Origin of the sequence: Acidovorax sp. A79, assembly GCF_041154505.1 — a bacterium.
Classification (GTDB): Bacteria; Pseudomonadota; Gammaproteobacteria; order Burkholderiales; family Burkholderiaceae_C; genus Acidovorax.
Genome location: NZ_AP028672.1, coordinates 3896377 through 3913300 on the forward strand (window position 1 = coordinate 3896377; position 16924 = coordinate 3913300).

Below are 16924 nucleotides of genomic sequence, written 5' to 3' on the forward strand. Positions count from 1 at the left end.
GCCTGTTGCTCTGCACCGTGCATTCCTCCCGTCCTCATCCATCCGACCCCGGAACCTTCACCACCATGACCGACGCCACCCAAGACATCCTCGTCCACACCGAAGCCGGTGTGGCCACCATCACCTTCAACCGTGTGGACAAGAAGAACTCCATCACCACCACCATGTATGCCGCCATGGCCGATGCCCTGGCCGCTGCCGAGGCCGATGCCAGCGTGCGCGTGGTGGTGTTCCAGGGCGACGTGGCGATCTTCAGCGCGGGCAATGACATCGGCGACTTTTTGAAGCAGCCGCCCGCCACGCAGGATTCGCCCGTGTTCCGCTTCCTGCACGGCATCGCGGCCTTTCCCAAGCCCATCATCGCCTCGGTGTGTGGCCCCGCCGTGGGCATCGGCACGACCATGCTGTTCCATTGCGACCTGGTCTATGCGGGCGACAACGCGGCGTTCTCCATGCCCTTCGTGAACCTGGGGTTGTGCCCCGAGGCCGCATCGAGCCTGCTGGTGCCGCAGATGCTGGGGTATCACCGCGCTGCGGAAGCCTTGCTGTTGGGCGAGCCGTTCATGGCCGAGGCCGCCCTGGAGGTGGGCCTGGTCAACCGCGTGGTGCCGCCGACCGAGTGCAATGGCGTGGCGCAGGTGCAGGCGCGCAAGCTGGCGGCCAAGCCGCTGTCGGCGCTGATCGAGACCAAGCGGCTGATGAAGGGGGGGCAGACGGGGAAGGTGCTGGCGGTGATGGCGGAAGAGGGTGCGAGCTTTGGTCGCATGCTGCGCGAGCCGGCAGCGCGGGAAGCGTTCTCGGCGTTTATGGAAAAGAGAAAGCCAGATTTCAGCAAGAGCTGAAATCTGGCCGCCGCGATAGCGGTGCAGACCGCGTAGCGGGCTGAACGATCTTTTGCCAAAAGCGCCGGCTGGATTTCGGCGCACTCTGGGCCCCCGGTTTTTGGTCATTTTGGCTGCTAGCGCTTTTCTATCAAGCGCTAGCAGCTATCGTTTTTATAGTTATCGAGTTTCTGCCTACCGTTCGGGCTGAGCCCATCGAAGCCAGGGCGTGCTGGTTTGAAAAGCATGCTTGGTTTGAGGGCAGAGGCCGGGAGTCGCCCGGCATGCGAGTAACTTTCTTTCGCGTCGCCGAAAGAAAGTCACCAAAGAAAGGGCGCCCCCCAGTCTGCGACCCCTTCGCAGTGCGAAGGGGCCACCTGCGTCGGGGCGGTTGCTGGGTGCGCCTTGGAACTCGCTTTGCTGCTGCGCAGCGCCGCTCGGACAACCACGGCGAGTCAGAGCACGAAGCATGGGCGCTGCGACGCCCATGCTCACCCCGCAACCGCCCCGCCGCAGGCGCAGCCAGCAGGGGGGTGGACCGCCGAACATCCAGACAGCCGAATAGCCACACGGGCCTTTGCTTCGCTCGGCCCCATCTCGCGGGCGCAAGCGCCACGCGCTGCGCAGGCTGGGCCAAGCGCAGCGACGGCCCGAATGGATGTCCGGCTGCGGGTTCCCTTCTGGATGCGCCTGGGGCGCACAGCGAATTCTGCGGTGCACCCCGTGACCGAGCACCCCAGTTTGCCCCGTAGCGCAGCGAAGGGGTCGCAGACAGCAGGATCGCCTTCTCCTTGGTGACGTTCTCTTGGCGACGCGAAAGAAAGTTACTGCGCCGCCGGGCGCACACCCCGGCCTCCGCCCTTCGTTCAGGCACGCTGCATACTATAAAAACAATAGCTTCTAGCGCTTGATGGATAAGCGCTAAAGGCAAAAAAATACCCAAAATCCCGCCAGGCAAAACAACCCGCAATCACAGCACCTATTTTTACCAAGCACTTGCTTGCTAAAAATAAACAGTTTTGCTATCGTGCCTGCATGGACTCACCCGTGCCGCGCGCCCGCGCCATCACCCCCCCGCAAAAGAAAACCCCGGCCCGCCCCCGTGGCAAGGCCGCAGCGTCCCTCGTCGCCAGCCCCGTCCCCACAGAAACCACGGCAGCCGAAGACCCCCCACGCCGCCCCCGCGGCCGCCCGCGCAAGACCGCCGAAGAACTCGACGATGGCAACCGCCGCCGCAAGCTCATGGACGGCGCCGCCAAACTGTTCCGCACGCAGGGCTTCGCGGCCACCAGCACGCGCGATATTGCCGCCGCCGCAGGCATGCACAGCGGCTCGCCCTTCTACCACTTCGAAAGCAAAAGCGCGCTGCTTTACGCCGTGATGAGCGAGGGCATGACCATGGCCACGCAGAGCCAGCAGCAGGCGCTGGAGGCCCTGCCTGCTGGCGCAGCGCCACGCGCGCAGCTGCGCACGCTGATCCGCCACCACTTCGAGATCCTGCTCGGCCCGCGCAGCAGCTTCATCCCGGTGATGCTGTACGAATGGCGCTCGCTCACGCCCGCGCAGCGCAAGGGCATTGCGCGCATCAAGGACAGCTACGAGGCCGCGTGGATGCCCGCGCTCGATGCCCTCGCGCAGCAGGGCGCGCTGCAGGCAAATCCTGGCGTGGCGCGGCTGTTCATCTTTGGCGCGCTCAACTGGGCCGTGCAGTGGTTCTCGCCCAGGAAGGGCAAGTCGCTCGATGCGCTGACCGACGAGGCCCTGGCCCTGTTCATCCGCGCATAAACAAAAAAATACAAAAAAGGCTGGACCACCATGGCCCCCACGGTTCCGAATGTTTATCAGTCTGTGTTTGCCCCGGGCCTGTTCGCCGGCCAGGTGGTCGTCGTCACGGGCGGCGGCTCGGGCATCGGCCGCTGCACAGCGCACGAGCTGGCCCGCCTGGGCGCGCAGGTGGTGCTGGTGGGCCGCAAGCCAGAGAAGCTGCAGGCCGTAGCCGATGAGATCGCCGCGGATGGCGGGGCAGCGTCCTGGCACGCCTGCGACATCCGCTCCGAAGACGCGGTGGTGGTGCTGGTGCAGCAGGTGCTGGCCGCGCACGGGCGCATCGATGGACTGGTGAACAACGCGGGCGGGCAGTTCATGTCGCCGCTCGAATCCATCAGCGCCAAGGGCTGGGAGGCGGTGCTGCACACCAACCTCACCGGCGGTTTCCTGGTGGCGCGCGAGTGCTACCGGCAGTGGATGGCGCCCAACGGCGGCTCCATCGTCAACATCGTGGCCGACATGTGGGGCTCCATGCCGGGCATGGGGCACAGCGGCGCGGCGCGCGCGGGCATGGTCAGCTTCACCGAAACCGCCGCGCTCGAATGGGCCTGCAGCGGCGTGCGCGTGAATGCCGTCGCGCCGGGCTACATCGCATCGAGCGGCATGGACAACTACCCGCCCGCCGCCGCGCACACGCTGCGCGCCATGCCGCAGACCGTGCCGCTGGGCCGCTTCGGCAACGAGGCCGAGGTGTCGGCGGCCATCGTCTTCCTGCTCAGCCCGGCAGCCAGCTTCATCAGCGGCAGCACGCTGCGTGTGGACGGCGCACGGCCGCAGGTGCGCCTGGGCTGGCCGCTGCGCGTGCCCGATGCCGCCACGCAGCAGCGCGCCGCCGTGAAGCCCTATGGGGGCTTTCACCGCGCACAGGTGCCGCGGGTGTTTGCGGCGTCTGCCGAGCAGGCTTCCAGTGCGTCCAAGGACTCTGAATGACCACCGCCTTTGCTTCGCGCTTTCACTCCGGCGCACCCGATGCGCAACAGCGCCGCGCTGCCCTGGCCGCGCGCCTCGATGCCCTGCGCGCATTGGAAGAACGTGCCGCCGCCGCCTCGGCCCGGTCGCAGCCCCAGTTCGACAAACGCGGCCAGCTGCTGCCGCGCCAGCGCGTGGCCCTGCTGCTGGATGCGGGCGCGCCGTGGCTGCCGCTGTGCACCCTGGCGGGCTACCTGCAGGATGTGAAGGACCCGGCAAAGTCCGTGCCTGGCGGCGGGATGATCGCCGGCATCGGGTTGGTCAGCGGCGTGCGCTGCATGGTGGTGGCCAGCGACTCCGGCATCGAGGCGGGGGCCATCCAGCCCATGGGCCTGGAAAAGATTCTGCGCGTGCAGGAGATCGCCCTGCGCGAGCGCCTGCCCTTCGTGCACCTGGTCGAGAGCGCGGGCGCCAACCTCATGCGCTACCGGGTGGAGGGCTTCGTGCACGGCGGCACACTGTTCCGCAACCTCGCGCGGCTGTCGGCGGCGGGCATTCCGGTGATCACCGTGCAGCACGGCTCGGGCACCGCAGGTGGCGCCTACATGCCCGGCTTGTCGGATGTGGTGATCATGGTGCAGGGCCGCTCGCGCGCCTTTCTGGCCGGGCCACCGCTGCTGAAGGCAGCCACGGGCGAGATTGCGACGGAAGAAGAACTGGGCGGTGCCGAGATGCACACCGCCGTCTCGGGCCTGGGCGAATACTTGGCGCAGGACGACCGTGAGGCCATCGGCATGGCGCGCGACGTGATCGCGCAGACCGGCTGGGCCGCGCTGCCGCGCGCCGCAGCACCTGCGCCCACACTGCCGGCCGACGACCTGCTGGCGCTGATGCCCGCCGACCTGCGCCAGCCCGTGGACATGCGCGAGGTCATCGCACGGCTAGTGGATGGGTCTGAGCTGCTCGAATTCAAGGCGCGCTACGGCATGGCCACCCTGTGCGCCCAGGGCCGCATCGGCGGCCATGCCGTGGGCTTCATCAGCAACAACGGCCCCATCGACGTGGCGGGCGCCAACAAGGCCACGCACTTCATCCAGTGGATGTGCCAGCTGGGCCACCCCATCATTTACCTGCAGAACACTACCGGCTACATGGTGGGCAAGGACAGCGAGCAGGGCGGCATGATCAAGCACGGCAGCAAGATGATCCAGGCCGTGACCAACGCCACCGTGCCGCAGATCACCATCCAGTGCGGCGCCAGCTTTGGTGCGGGCAACTACGGCATGTGCGGGCGGGGCTATGCGCCGCGCTTCCTTTTCAGCTGGCCCGGTGCCAAGACGGCAGTGATGGGCGGCGAGCAGGCTGCGCGCACCATGCAGATCGTGACGGAGGCGGCGCTGGCGCGCAAAGGCATTACGCCCGACCCGGCCGAGTCGCAGGCCCAGTTCGACAAGATCGTCGCCATGTTCGAGGCCCAGGCCGATGCGTTCTACACCAGCGGCCTGCTGCTGGACGACGGCGTGATCGACCCGCGCGACACGCGGGCCGTGCTGGCGTTTTGCCTGGACACCTGCGCCGAGGCACAGGCCCGCACGCTGCGGCCCCTGAGCTTTGGCGTGGCGCGGATGTAAGAGCCACGCCAAAGCACGCAATCACCACGATGGCCGAGCCTCTCAAACACCTGCTCAACGACTCCGTGCCGCCGCGCATTGCGGCCATGGTGCGGCGTGCGTGGCGGTCCTTCGACTCCAAGGCCTTCCTGCGGCAGATCGAGCCCGGCTACGAATCGCTGGAGCTGATGGCACGCGGCCAGCGCATTGCGCAGGCCCTGCAGGCACACCTGCCGCAAGACGTGCCGCGCGCGCTGGGTGTGCTGGTCGATTCCATGGACCCACCCATGGGCCTCGATGCCGCTGGCGAACCCGACGCGGGCGACCGGCCCTACAGCGCCTTCCTGTACCTGCCGCACAGCATCTACATCGGCACACACGGCCTGCCGCATTTCGAGGCGGCCATGGCCGCGCAGCACGCGCTCACCCAGCGCTTTACCGCAGAGTTCTGCATCCGCCCCTACCTGCTGCACCACCAGGGCGCCACGCTCGCGCGGCTGCGGGACTGGGCGCAGGATGGCAACGCCCACCTGCGCCGCCTAGTCAGCGAAGGCACGCGGCCCCGCCTGCCCTGGGCACCGCGCCTGCCCGCGTTCCAGGCCAACCCGCAACTGGCCCTGCCGTTGCTCGATGCGCTCAAGGACGACCCGTCGTCGTACGTGCGTCGCTCCGTGGCCAACCACCTGGGCGACATCGCCAAGGACCACCCTGACCTGGCCGTGGGCACCGCCCGCACCTGGCTGCAGGGCGCATCCGCACCGCGTGAAGCCCTGGTGCGCCACGGCCTGCGTTTTCTCATCAAGCGCGGCGACGCTGGTGCGCTCGATGCCCTGGGCGTGGGCCATGCCGTGGCGCTGGACGTGCGGGCCGCGCGCGTGCTGCCTGCCAGCGCACGCATCGGCGACAAGGTGCGCATCGAGGCCGAGCTGCACAACCCCACACCCCAGTCCCAGCGCGTGCTGGCCGACCTCAAAGTGCACTACGTCAAGGCCCACGGCGGTGCGGCGCCCAAGGTGTTCAAGCTGCAGACGTTGGACATAGCCCCAGGAGCCACCGTGGCGGTGGGCAAGACGCTGTCGCTGCAGCAGATGACCACGCGCACCCACTACCCCGGCGCCCACCAGGTGGAGCTGGTGCTCAATGGGCGGCCGCAGCCGCTGGGGCAGTTCCAGTTGTCGTGATCGAGATCCACACAAACAAAACACCGGAGACAAACACCATGCAGTTCACGCACGAGCACCGCGAGATCCAGAAGACCCTCAAGCGCTTCATCGACGAAGAGATCAACCCCCACGTGGACGAGTGGGAGGCGGCCGAGATCTTCCCCGCGCACGAGGTCTTCAAGAAGATGGGCAACCTGGGCCTGCTGGGCCTGTGCAAGCCCGAGGAATACGGCGGGCAGGGCCTGGACTATTCATACAGCCTGGCCATGGCCGAGACGCTGGGCCACATCCATTGCGGCGGCGTGCCCATGGCCATTGGCGTGCAGACCGACATGTGCACCCCAGCGCTCGCGCGCTACGGCAGCGAGGAACTCAAGCGCCAGTTTCTCGCCCCGGCCATCGCGGGCGACATGGTGGGCTGCATCGGCGTGAGCGAGCCGGCGGCGGGCAGCGATGTGTCGGGTATCAAGAGCGTGGCCCGCAAGGACGGCGACGACTATGTGATCACCGGCCAGAAGATGTGGATCACCAACAGCCTGCAGGCCGACTGGATGTGCATGCTGGTCAACACCGGCGAAGGCCCGGTGCACAAGAACAAGAGCCTGGTGATGGTGCCCCTGCGCGATGGCCCCGGCGGCAAGCTCACCAAGGGCGTCGAGGTGGCGCAGAAGATCCGCAAGATCGGCATGCACAGCAGCGACACCGGCCTGATCTACTTTGACGAGGTGCGCGTGCCGCAGCGCTATCGCATCGGCGCAGAAGGGCAGGGCTTCATCTACCAGATGCAGCAGTTCCAGGAGGAGCGCCTGTGGTGTGCCGCCAGCACGCTCGAATCGCTGAACCACTGCATCCAGTGGACCATCGACTATGCGCAGGAGCGCAAGCTGTTTGGCAGCACGCTGGCTGACCAGCAGTGGGTGCAGTTCAAGCTGGCCGAACTCAAGACCGAGGTCGAGGCCCTGCGCGCACTCACCTACCGCGCCTGCGACCTGTATGTGAACGGGCAGGACGTGCTGGAGCTGGCCAGCATGGCCAAGCTCAAGGCCGGCCGCCTCAACCGCGAGGTGCCCGACACCTGCCTGCAGTTCTGGGGGGGCATGGGCTTTACGCTGGAGAACAAGGTCTCGCGCATGTACCGCGACGGGCGGCTGGCGTCGATTGGTGGGGGCGCCGACGAGGTGATGTTGGGCATCCTCGCCAAGCTTATGGGCATCGCCAAGAGATGAGCAACACCCCCCTGAGCGACTTCGTCGCTTCCCCCCGCTCTCGCATTGCTGCGCAATGCGGGCAGGGGGACGCAGCCCTCGCTGCGGGGCGGCCCTTGCTCGGCTGCCCTGGCACTGGGCCGCGCCAGTTTCGTATGTCGTGCGTAGCGCGCAGCACGGTGGAGACCTGACATGCCTTTACAGATAACCCGCGCGCCGCTGGCCAGCGGCTGTGTGGAAACCTGGACGCTCAACGACCCGGCCAGCCGCAATGCGCTGTCCGAGGCGGTGGTTGACGGTTTGATAGCCGCGTGTGAGCGGGTTGCGGCCGATGCCGACCTGCGCGGCGTGGTGCTGCGCGGTGCCGGTGGGCATTTCTGCGCGGGTGGCAGCCTGGGCGGCTTTGCCAAGACGATTGGCCAGCCGCTGGCTGCGGGCGAAGCTGACCCGCTGGTACCGCTGAACCGCCGCTTTGGTGCGTTGCTGCAGGCCCTCTGTGCTCTGCCGCAGTGGTTCATCGTGGCGGTGGAGGGCGCGGCCATGGGCGGTGGCTTTGGGCTCGTGTGCTGTGCCGATCAGGTGCTGGCCCACACCAGCGCGCAGTTCGCCACGCCCGAGGTCACGCTGGGCATCGTGCCGGCGCAGATCGCGCCGTTTGTCGTGCGGCGCATTGGACAAGCGGCAGCGCGGCGGTGTTTGTTGACAGGCGAGCGCTGGGATGCCGCGACGGCTCAACGTGCGGGGCTGGTGGATGAGGTGGTAGCTGGCGACATGGAGGCTGCTGTGCAAGCCGCCATCGCGCGCCACGCCGCCGCAGCGCCGAAGGCCGTGGCCGCCACAAAACGTTTGTTGCTGGCCCAAGTCGAAACGCCGTTGCCCGCGCTGCTGGACGAAGCAGCAATTGCATTTTCGCAAGCGCTGCGTGGCCCCGAGGCTCCACACGGGCTGGCGGCGTTTGCTGCGCGCAAGGCACCGCCCTGGAGTGCGAAGCCATGAAAAAAATACTGATCGCCAATCGCGGCGTTCATGCCGCAGGCATGGCGAAGCAAATTGCCCGCGCACGCGAAGCGTGCAGGCGGGCGATGGAGCCGCGAGGGCACAGCTTATGAAAAAGATACTGATCGCCAATCGCGGCGAAATCGCCCGCCGGGTGATTCACACCGCCCACCGTATGGGCATCGAAACGGTTGCCGTCTACTCCGACCCCGATGCCAACGCCCTGCATGTGCGCGAAGCCACCCAAGCCGTGACGCTGGGTGGCGAGACCAGCGCCGACACCTACCTGCGCACCGACAAACTGCTGGCCGCCGCCCGCGCCGCCGGGGCCGATGCCGTGCACCCCGGCTATGGCTTCCTCAGCGAGAACGCCGACTTCGCCCAGGCCGTGGTCGATGCGGGCCTGACCTGGATCGGCCCGCCGCCCGCCGCCATCCGCGCGCTGGGCAGCAAGGCCGGGGCCAAGGCGCTGGCCCAGACGCATGGCGTGCCCTGCCTGCCCGGCTATGCGGGCGACGACCAGAGCGACGAACGCTTTTCCGCCGAGGCTGCGCGCATCGGCACGCCCCTCATGGTCAAGGCCGTGGCAGGCGGGGGAGGGCGTGGCATGCGCCTGGTCACCGATCTGGCGCAGTTGCCCGACGCGCTGGCCAGTGCCCGGTCGGAGGCGCTGGCGGGCTTTGGCTGTGGTGACCTGCTGATCGAGCGCGCGCTGCTGCAGCCGCGCCATGTGGAAGTGCAAGTCTTTGCCGACGCCCACGGCGCGTGCATCCACCTGGGCGAGCGCGACTGCTCCGTGCAGCGCCGCCACCAGAAGATCATCGAAGAGTCCCCCAGCCCGGCCGTGGACGCCGCGCTGCGCGAACGCATGGGCGCCTGCGCCGTGGCGCTGGCGCAGGCTGCTGGCTATGTGGGGGCGGGCACGGTGGAGTTTTTGCTGGATGGCAGTGGCTTGAGCGACGCCGGGCCGCCCCAAGTCGCGAAGGCCCCCTCGGGGGGCAGCGAACCACGCGACGCGGGGAGCGTGGGGGCCAGTTTCTACTTGATGGAGATGAACACCCGCCTGCAGGTGGAGCACCCGGTGACCGAAGCGCTCACCGGGCTGGACCTGGTGGAATGGCAAATCCGCGTGGCACGTGGCGAGCCGCTGCCGCTCGCGCAAGACCATGTGCATCTGCAAGGCCACGCCATCGAAGTGCGCCTGTGTGCCGAAGACGCGCACTTCCGCCCCCACACCGGCCGCGTGCTGCAGTTCAGTGCGCCACAAGCCACCGCGTTTGAACGGGCCACCCCCGGCGCGCTGCGTTTTGACCACGCGCTGGAAGAGGGCGCCGATGTCTCGCCCCACTACGACGCCATGCTGGGCAAGCTCGTCGTGCACGCGCCCACGCGGGCTGAGGCCATTGCCGCCCTGGTCCACGCGTTGCAGGGCACCCGCGTGCTGGGCCTGCCCACCAACCGCGCGTTTCTGGCGGCGTGCCTGCAGCACCCTGTGTTTGCCAGTGGAGAGGCGCTGGTGCCGTTCCTGGCAGGACATGCTGCTGGCTTGCAAAGATTGCTATTGAAAGAGGAGTTGTCGGCGCTTGTCCCTCCTGCGCTGGAGGCCATTTTTGCTTCAAAATCCGCATCGAACCTGCCGTGCTCCATGGCGCGGCCCCTGCGCCTGCGCCACCAGGGCGAGGTGCACGCCGTCGCCGTGCGCGAGCTCGGCGGCGGGCGGCTGCAGGTAGAGCAGGCCGGGGCAGAGCCCACCACCATCACGCTGCAGTTGCCTCAGCGCGGTGTGCACTACGTCGCCGTGGAGCCGCTGCGCTGGCATTGGCAGATCGGCGGCGTGGACGGCTGGGTGGAAGACGCATCGTGGGAGCCGGCAGCCCGCGCGGGCGCCGCCGGTGGCGCCACCGAGCTGCGCGCGCCCTTCAACGGCAAGGTGGTCGCACTGCCCGTGGCCGCAGGCCAGGCGCTGGCAGCGGGCGACACGGTGGTGGTCATCGAATCCATGAAGTTGGAGCACAGCCTGGCCAGCCCTGCAGCCGCCACCGTGGCCGAGCTATTGGTGGCCCCCGGCCAGCAGGTGTCGCCCGGTCAGGTGCTGGCCCGCTTGGCACCCGCCACGCAAGGAGCGCCCGCATGACCGCCACGTCCGACGCGACCCCTGTGAGCGACGAAGACCGCACCGCCCTCACCGACACCGTTACCCGCTTTGCCCGTACCGAGATCGCCCCGCATGTGGACGCGTGGGATGCCGCAGGTGAATTCCCTCGCAGCCTGTACCGTCGCGCAGCCGACCTGGGCCTGCTGGGCCTGGGCTACCCCGAGCAGTACGGCGGCACGCCCGCCAGCTACGCCTTGCGCCTGCCGCTGTGGCGCGCGCTCAGTCGCCACGGTGCCAGCGGCGGTGTGCTGGCCAGCCTGCTGTCGCACAACATCGGTTTGCCGCCCGTGCTGGCGCATGGCAGCGATGCTGTGCGTGCCGAGGTCATTCCACCGGTGCTGGCGGGCGAGCAGATTGCCGCACTGGCGATCACCGAACCCGGTGGCGGGTCCGACGTGGCCCAACTCAAGACCACAGCGCGGCGCGAGGGTGATGACTACATCGTCAACGGCGAAAAAGTGTTCATCACCTCCGGCATGCGCGCGGACTGGATCACGGTCGCTGTCAGAACGGGAGAAGCTGGAAGCAAGGGCAGTGGCGGCATATCGATGCTGCTTGTGCCCGGCCACAGTGCAGGCCTGTCGCGCAGCAAGCTCGACAAGATGGGCTGGCTCTGCTCCGACACCGCCCACCTGCGCTTTGACAACGTGCGCGTGCCCGCGCGCTACCTGCTGGGCGAAGAGGGCGCGGGCTTTCGCATCATCATGGCCAACTTCAACGGCGAGCGTTTTGGCCTGGCTGCATCGGCCCTGGGCTTTGCCGAGGCCTGCTACGACGAAGCCCTGGCCTGGGCCCGCCAGCGCAAGACCTTTGGCGCCGCGCTGGTGGAGCACCAGGTCATCCGCCACAAGCTGGTGGACATGCAGATGCGCATCCAGTCCACCGCGGCGTGGTGCGAATCCGTGGCTGCGCAGGCTGATGCGGGGCGCGCGGGCGATGCGGCGCCGGGCCGCCCCAAGCCGCATCAGCCCCCTTGGGGGGCAGCGACCCATGCGCAGCAGGGGAGCGTGGGGGCAGACAGTGCTTGGGTAGCGCAGGTGTGCCTGCTCAAGAACCACGCCACCCAAACCATGCAGTTCTGTGCCGACCAGGCCGTGCAGATCCTGGGCGGCATGGGCTTCATGCGCGGCACCGTCAGCGAGCGCATCTACCGCGAGGTCAAGGTCATGATGATCGGCGGCGGTGCGGAAGAAATCATGAAGGACTTGGCTGCACGCCAGCTCGGCATTTGAATGAAGGAGATAGGCCCATGCACAGCACCGACCACAGCAACAAAGCCATCATCACCTGCGCCATCACGGGCGTGCTGACGGACCCCGGCCAGCACCACGTGCCCGTCACGCCCGAGCAATTGGCAAAAGAAGCCCGCCGCGCCTACGACGCTGGCGCCGCCGTGGTCCACGTGCACTTTCGCAATCAGGAGCCTGGCAAGGGCCACCTGCCCAGCTGGGACCCGCAGGTGGCACGCGACTGCGTGTTGGCCATGCGCGAGGCCTGCCCGGGTTTGATCATCAACCAGACCACCGGCGTGGTCGGCCCCCACTACCAGGGTCCGCTCGACTGCCTGCGCGCCACCCGCCCCGAGATGGCCGCTTGCAACGCGGGCTCGCTCAACTACCTGAAGGTGCGCAGCAACGGCACCTGGGCCTGGCCGCCCATGCTGTTCGACAACCAGCCCGCCAAGGTCAAGGACTTCATCGACGTGATGCTGGAGACCGGCACGCTGCCCGAGTTTGAATGCTTTGACGTGGGCATCGTGCGCTGCGTGGAGATGTACGTGCAGACCGGCATGTACACCGAGCGCCTGCCCGAATACAACTTTGTGATGGGCGTCGAATCCGGCATGCCTGCCGACCCGGACCTGCTGCCCATCCTGCTCAAGCTGAAAATCAAGGACGCCCCCTGGCAAGCCACCGTCATCGGCCGCAGCGAGATCTGGCCCGTGCACCAGCGCGTGGCCGAGCTGGGCGGGCATTTGCGTACAGGGCTGGAGGACACGTTCTATCTGCCGGACGGGACGAAGGCGGATTCGAACGGGCCGTTGATCGAGAAGCTGGCGGAATACGCGCGCAATGCGGGGCGGGAGGTGGCTTCGCCGCTGGAGGCGCGGGGGATGTTGGGGTTGAAGGCAGCGTAGGCGGGTGAGCTGCCCAAATGCAGTCGATGCCGCAGGTTAGGCTGGCTCGAAGTGCTCGGTCTTACGACGCCCACAAGCTGTGCATGCTGAGCTTGGGTAGGCTAGTCAGGCTTTGCCGTGGCGAGGAAAGTCTTTTTCTATTCTCGCAAGTGAAGCTTCCGTTGCATCCCGCATTGCTGTTGTTGTGGGAAGTGTGTTTCCAACCGCTGAACGCAGATGCTGCTCTAGAAAGAGGGAGGCAGTAAACGGGTTTCGATTTTTTCCAGCTGCCTCACGGAGAAAGGAGGGGAGATCGAGTTTGCCCTGTGCCGCTGATGCCTGTAGCGACTCAAAATCATCAATGGAAACTATGAAGACATTCTCAAGCGGCATCCGCTCTTCAACCGCTGGATCACCGAAATCCAAGTGGCCCGGAGGCAGTAAATCTTTTAGCCGAAGTCCCCCTCCAACATACAACTCCCGACTGGTTACGATAAGCAAGAACTCTTCAGTTGCGGCTGCTCGCTTTGGGTACTTGTAAGCCTCCGTCCTGAGCCTCTGGCTGACTTTCCTAGCTTGGTATAGGGCATCCGTAACCCTTTCCAACCGTGATGCGAGTCTTTGCGGGTCGTCGTCGAGTAGAACGGCATCATGGAAGAACGCCATTTTCGCTTCAACAAAGATAGTGGTATTTCCTGCCGGGATGATTGCTTCGACCGACGACGCCTGATGCCCCATCTTTTTTTTCCAGACCGCTTCGTTGATGAGATCTGGCCAACTCTCTTTGGCCAATTCGACGACGTAGTCTTCAAATAGGCGGGTATACGTTTCTAAGTATTCGTCTCCCTGAGGTGTCAACACGTGGTGTACTAACTCTTCAAGCCCTCTCTCAAGCATGGTTGGGTGCCACGCTACCCAGTTCCCGCTAGGTAGCTTGAGAAGCGGCTTTCGGAGAACAAATGGAAATTGAGTCAACTCCCAGATGGCGGGTGTGAATTCTGAACCGCCCCTTGCCAAAGCCCCCCGCAGTTCCAACAAGTCGCTGCTGATGAGGTCTAGTATTCGCAAAACTGCATTGCGGTAACTTCTTGGAAGACCATCTACCCAAAGTTTGGTAATCATCGGCGTTCTATTCATGATGGGAATGTGGACAAGCCACAGAGCATCAAGGAGTTGGAGCGGAGGCAATCCAACTACTTTCTCGAATAGCTGGCGCCCCGGATGACTTTCAGCAAGTCTCGCTACCAACATGGGCCATCTAAGGTGCGCAAAACGCCTAGTAACCTGAAACTCCAGTTGAACGGGTACGTACGACCGTAGAGACGCAGCCAAGTTGGGCCCCTTGAGTCCCATGAGCCCTATTAAGTCCCAAAGTCGCTGTCGGAAATCATGAAATTGCTGTGGGGAAATGTCCCTGCCGCCGTAGAGGCGACAAGTGGGATTTCGCATAGCCAGCTGAACCAACAACAACGCAATCCATGGCATGGACTGCAAATTTTCGAAAGTTCTGGGTGCCCCTTCGTGGAGAGATCCAATGGCTGAATCGACGACAGAGGATACGTTGAACTGCTCCAACTGACGCATAAGAAACGTCAATCGGGTGCATATCTCAGACTCAGTAATCTGTCGCTCGGTCAATTGCTGATTCCATGTCTTCGTTTGGGGAGGCTGCAGTTGGCGACGAGTTCACTAAGTTTGTAGGCTCGCCACAAGGCTTGCTATGTTCCCATCCTTGCTAGTCGCAATTGTTCGGCTGGCTTGATCCGCCAAATCAGTGTATCTGCTGATGCATTTTGATCGTGCTTTGCACTTTAGTAGCCAACTCAAATCCCGTTCCATACTTCGCCGCCAGTTCATCCGCACGCTTCAAGAACGCCTCAACACCCGTTCCATAAATGAACTGCATCGCCCCCCCCGTCCACGCCGGAAACCCAATCCCAAAAATCGACCCAATGTTCGCGTCATGCACGCTGGTCAGCACGCCTTCTGCCAGGCAGCGCGCGGTTTCGATGGCCTGTCGGTAGAGCAGACGGTCCTGGATCTCCTGCACGCTCCATGCCACGCCGGGCTTCTCGAACAGAGGTTTCAGCTCCGGCCACAGGTGCTTCTTGCCGCCTGCGGGGTAGTCGTAAAAGCCGCCGCCACCCGCACGGCCGGGGCGCTTCAACTCTTTGACCATGCGTTCCACCAGCAGCTCGCCGGGCGTGGCGGTGTAGGTCTTGCCTTCGGCCGCGTAGTCCGCCCGGGTCTGGTCCAGCACGTGCACGCTCAGGGTCAGCGCGGTTTCGTCCAGCACGGCCAGGGGCCCCACGGGCAGGCCGGCCTGCATGGCTGCGTTTTCAATCGCGGCTGCGGGGATGCCTTCGCCCAGCATGGCGGCGCCTTCCATCACAAAGGTGCCGAAGGTGCGGCTGGTGTAGAAGCCGCGTGAGTCGTTGACCACGATGGGCACCTTGCCCAGGGCCTGCACGTAGTCGAACGCGCGTGCCACGGTCTCGTCGTCCGTCTGTTTGCCGCGGATGATCTCCACCAGCTTCATCTTGTCCACGGGGCTGAAGAAGTGGATGCCGACAAACTTCTCGGGCCGGCTGCTGGCCGTGGCCAGGCCGCTGATGGGCAGGGTGGAGGTGTTGCTGGCAAAGAAGCCGCCGGGCGCCAATTGCGGTTCGGCCTCTTGTGTGACCTTGGCCTTGAGGTCGCGGCTTTCGAACACGGCTTCGATGATGAGGTCGCAGCCCGCCAGGTCGGCCGCGCTGGCGGTGGGCGTGATGCGCGAGAGCAGCGTTTGCTGCGCCTCGGCCGTCATGCGGCCTTTGTCCACGCGGGCTTGCGTGAGCTTGGCGCTGTAGGCCTTGCCGGCCTCGGCCTTCTCGGCGCTCACGTCCTTGAGCACGGTGGCGATCCCCCGGCTGGCCTGAGCCCAGGCGATGCCCGCGCCCATCATGCCGGCGCCCAGGATTCCGACCTTTTGGGGCTTGTAGCGTGGCGTGGTGCCGGGGCGCGACTTGCCGCTCTTGATCGCGTTCATGTCGAAGAAGAACGTGTTGATCATGTTGCGCGCCACGGGGCCGGTCATCAGGCGGGCGAGGTAGCGGCTTTCGATGCGCAGGGCGGTGTCGTAGTCCACCATGGCGCCTTCGACCATGGCGGCCAAGGCAGCCTCGGGCGCGGGGTAGCGGCCGCGTGTGGTTTTCTTGAGCATGGCGGGCGCGACGGTGAGGGCGCCTGCGATCTTGGGGTTGGCGGGCGTGCCGCCGGGCATTTTGTAGTTCTTGTCGTCCCACGGCTGCACGGCGTGCGGGTGGGTGGCAATGTGGGCCAGGGCGGCGGGCAGCAGCTGATCGCGGGTAGCCACCAGTTCATGTACCAGTTGCAGCTCCAGCGCCTCGGCGGGGTTGAAGAGCTTGCCTTCCAGGATGTAAGGCTGCGCGCCCATCAGGCCCAGCAGGCGCGTCATCTTGGTCACGCCGGTGGCGCCGGGCATCAGGCCCAGCGTGACCTCGGGCAGGCCGAACTGGATCTTGGGGTCGGCCACGGCGATGCGGTAGTGGGCCACCAGCGCTACTTCCCAGCCGCCACCCAGCGCCGCGCCGTTGAGGCAGGCCACCACGGGGATGCCCAGGGTTTCTAGCGTGCGAAAGTGCTTCTTCATGCGCTCGATCTCGCCAAACGCGCTGGGCGCATCGGCGGGCGTGAGGCGCATGGTGGCCTTGAGGTCGGCACCGGCAAAGAAACTGGTCTTGGCGGATGCCAGCACGATGCCTTTGAGCGCAGCGCCCAGGCGTTCGCGGTCGCCCAGCACCTGGGCCGTGACCTCGCCCAGCTCTTGCTGCCACTGGCGGCACATGGTGTTGACGGGGGCATTGGTTTCGTCAAACGTGATGACGGCGACCTGGCCTTCGGTGCCCTGGGCGGGGATGAGTTCGTAGCGGATGGTTTGCATGCTGATGTCTCCGAATCGGTAATGCGCCATGGCGCAGCTATGGGGCGCGGCCTTGGATGAAGCGTGGCCGAGGCCAGCGGACGCCGTGGAACTGGCTTTGCCAGGCCAGTGGCGTCGTCCCCCTTCCCATCGCGCAGCGATGAGAGAAGGGGGAAGCGGCGCAGCCGCTCAGGGGGTTG

General features: G+C 65.8%; 12 protein-coding genes. 10 read left to right on the forward strand and 2 right to left on the reverse strand.

Annotated elements, in window-relative coordinates; translation table 11 throughout:
* Positions 1-65: 65 nt before the first annotated feature.
* From ACAM51_RS17855 to ACAM51_RS17900, 10 genes are all read left to right on the forward strand, one after another.
* Entirely contained in the window at positions 66-842 is a 777-nt protein-coding gene (locus ACAM51_RS17855; protein WP_369641378.1) for an enoyl-CoA hydratase, read from the forward strand.
* Positions 843-1856: 1014 nt separating this feature from the next.
* The gene (locus tag ACAM51_RS17860) at positions 1857-2606 is read left to right on the forward strand and encodes a TetR/AcrR family transcriptional regulator (RefSeq protein ID WP_369641379.1); all 750 of its coding nucleotides are present in this window, start codon (positions 1857-1859) and stop codon (positions 2604-2606) included.
* A gap of 30 nt (positions 2607-2636) precedes the next feature.
* Complete coding sequence (locus ACAM51_RS17865; RefSeq protein ID WP_369641380.1) at positions 2637-3578, forward strand: SDR family oxidoreductase; 942 nt, start codon at positions 2637-2639, stop codon at positions 3576-3578.
* Positions 3575-5188 carry an acyl-CoA carboxylase subunit beta gene (locus tag ACAM51_RS17870; protein ID WP_369641381.1) on the forward strand — a complete coding sequence of 538 codons (1614 nt, stop codon included), beginning with the start codon at positions 3575-3577 and terminating at the stop codon, positions 5186-5188. The genes ACAM51_RS17865 and ACAM51_RS17870 overlap by 4 nt, the downstream gene beginning before the upstream one ends.
* Positions 5189-5217: 29 nt before the next feature.
* Positions 5218-6348 carry a DNA alkylation repair protein gene (locus ACAM51_RS17875; protein WP_369641382.1) on the forward strand — a complete coding sequence of 377 codons (1131 nt, stop codon included), beginning with the start codon at positions 5218-5220 and terminating at the stop codon, positions 6346-6348.
* A gap of 38 nt (positions 6349-6386) precedes the next feature.
* Positions 6387-7556 (forward strand): acyl-CoA dehydrogenase family protein, encoded by a 1170-nt coding sequence (locus tag ACAM51_RS17880; RefSeq protein ID WP_369641383.1) that lies wholly within the window; start codon positions 6387-6389, stop codon positions 7554-7556.
* A gap of 171 nt (positions 7557-7727) precedes the next feature.
* The gene (locus ACAM51_RS17885; protein WP_369641384.1) at positions 7728-8531 is read left to right on the forward strand and encodes an enoyl-CoA hydratase/isomerase family protein; all 804 of its coding nucleotides are present in this window, start codon (positions 7728-7730) and stop codon (positions 8529-8531) included.
* Positions 8532-8640: 109 nt separating this feature from the next.
* Positions 8641-10665, forward strand: a complete 2025-nt coding sequence (locus ACAM51_RS17890) for a biotin carboxylase N-terminal domain-containing protein (RefSeq protein ID WP_369641385.1) — start codon at positions 8641-8643, stop codon at positions 10663-10665.
* On the forward strand, positions 10662-11918 hold the full coding sequence (locus ACAM51_RS17895; protein WP_369641386.1) for an acyl-CoA dehydrogenase family protein: 1257 nt from the start codon (positions 10662-10664) through the stop codon (positions 11916-11918). Before ACAM51_RS17890 ends, ACAM51_RS17895 begins: the two co-directional genes overlap by 4 nt.
* Positions 11919-11935: 17 nt before the next feature.
* Positions 11936-12823 carry a 3-keto-5-aminohexanoate cleavage protein gene (locus ACAM51_RS17900; RefSeq protein ID WP_369641387.1) on the forward strand — a complete coding sequence of 296 codons (888 nt, stop codon included), beginning with the start codon at positions 11936-11938 and terminating at the stop codon, positions 12821-12823.
* A gap of 105 nt (positions 12824-12928) precedes the next feature.
* Here ACAM51_RS17900 and ACAM51_RS17905 read toward each other — a convergent pair whose 3' ends face one another.
* Positions 12929-13924, reverse strand: a complete 996-nt coding sequence (locus ACAM51_RS17905; RefSeq protein WP_369641388.1) for a hypothetical protein — start codon at positions 13922-13924, stop codon at positions 12929-12931.
* Between the two features lie 649 nt (positions 13925-14573).
* Entirely contained in the window at positions 14574-16745 is a 2172-nt protein-coding gene (locus ACAM51_RS17910) for a 3-hydroxyacyl-CoA dehydrogenase NAD-binding domain-containing protein (protein ID WP_369641389.1), read from the reverse strand.
* Positions 16746-16924 lie beyond the last annotated feature (179 nt).

Bases quoted from the DNA above. Each gene is read 5' to 3' on its own strand.
- ACAM51_RS17880 (WP_369641383.1), top strand. From the start codon at position 6,387: ATGCAGTTCACGCACGAGCACCGCGAGATCCAGAAGACCCTCAAGCGC.
- ACAM51_RS17890 (WP_369641385.1), top strand. From the start codon at position 8,641: ATGAAAAAGATACTGATCGCCAATCGCGGCGAAATCGCCCGCCGGGTG.
- ACAM51_RS17870 (WP_369641381.1), top strand. From the start codon at position 3,575: ATGACCACCGCCTTTGCTTCGCGCTTTCACTCCGGCGCACCCGATGCG.
- ACAM51_RS17900 (WP_369641387.1), top strand. From the start codon at position 11,936: ATGCACAGCACCGACCACAGCAACAAAGCCATCATCACCTGCGCCATC.
- ACAM51_RS17895 (WP_369641386.1), top strand. From the start codon at position 10,662: ATGACCGCCACGTCCGACGCGACCCCTGTGAGCGACGAAGACCGCACC.
- ACAM51_RS17885 (WP_369641384.1), top strand. From the start codon at position 7,728: ATGCCTTTACAGATAACCCGCGCGCCGCTGGCCAGCGGCTGTGTGGAA.
- ACAM51_RS17855 (WP_369641378.1), top strand. From the start codon at position 66: ATGACCGACGCCACCCAAGACATCCTCGTCCACACCGAAGCCGGTGTG.
- ACAM51_RS17865 (WP_369641380.1), top strand. From the start codon at position 2,637: ATGGCCCCCACGGTTCCGAATGTTTATCAGTCTGTGTTTGCCCCGGGC.
- ACAM51_RS17905 (WP_369641388.1), bottom strand. From the start codon at position 13,924: ATGATTACCAAACTTTGGGTAGATGGTCTTCCAAGAAGTTACCGCAAT.
- ACAM51_RS17910 (WP_369641389.1), bottom strand. From the start codon at position 16,745: ATGCAAACCATCCGCTACGAACTCATCCCCGCCCAGGGCACCGAAGGC.
- ACAM51_RS17875 (WP_369641382.1), top strand. From the start codon at position 5,218: ATGGCCGAGCCTCTCAAACACCTGCTCAACGACTCCGTGCCGCCGCGC.
- ACAM51_RS17860 (WP_369641379.1), top strand. From the start codon at position 1,857: ATGGACTCACCCGTGCCGCGCGCCCGCGCCATCACCCCCCCGCAAAAG.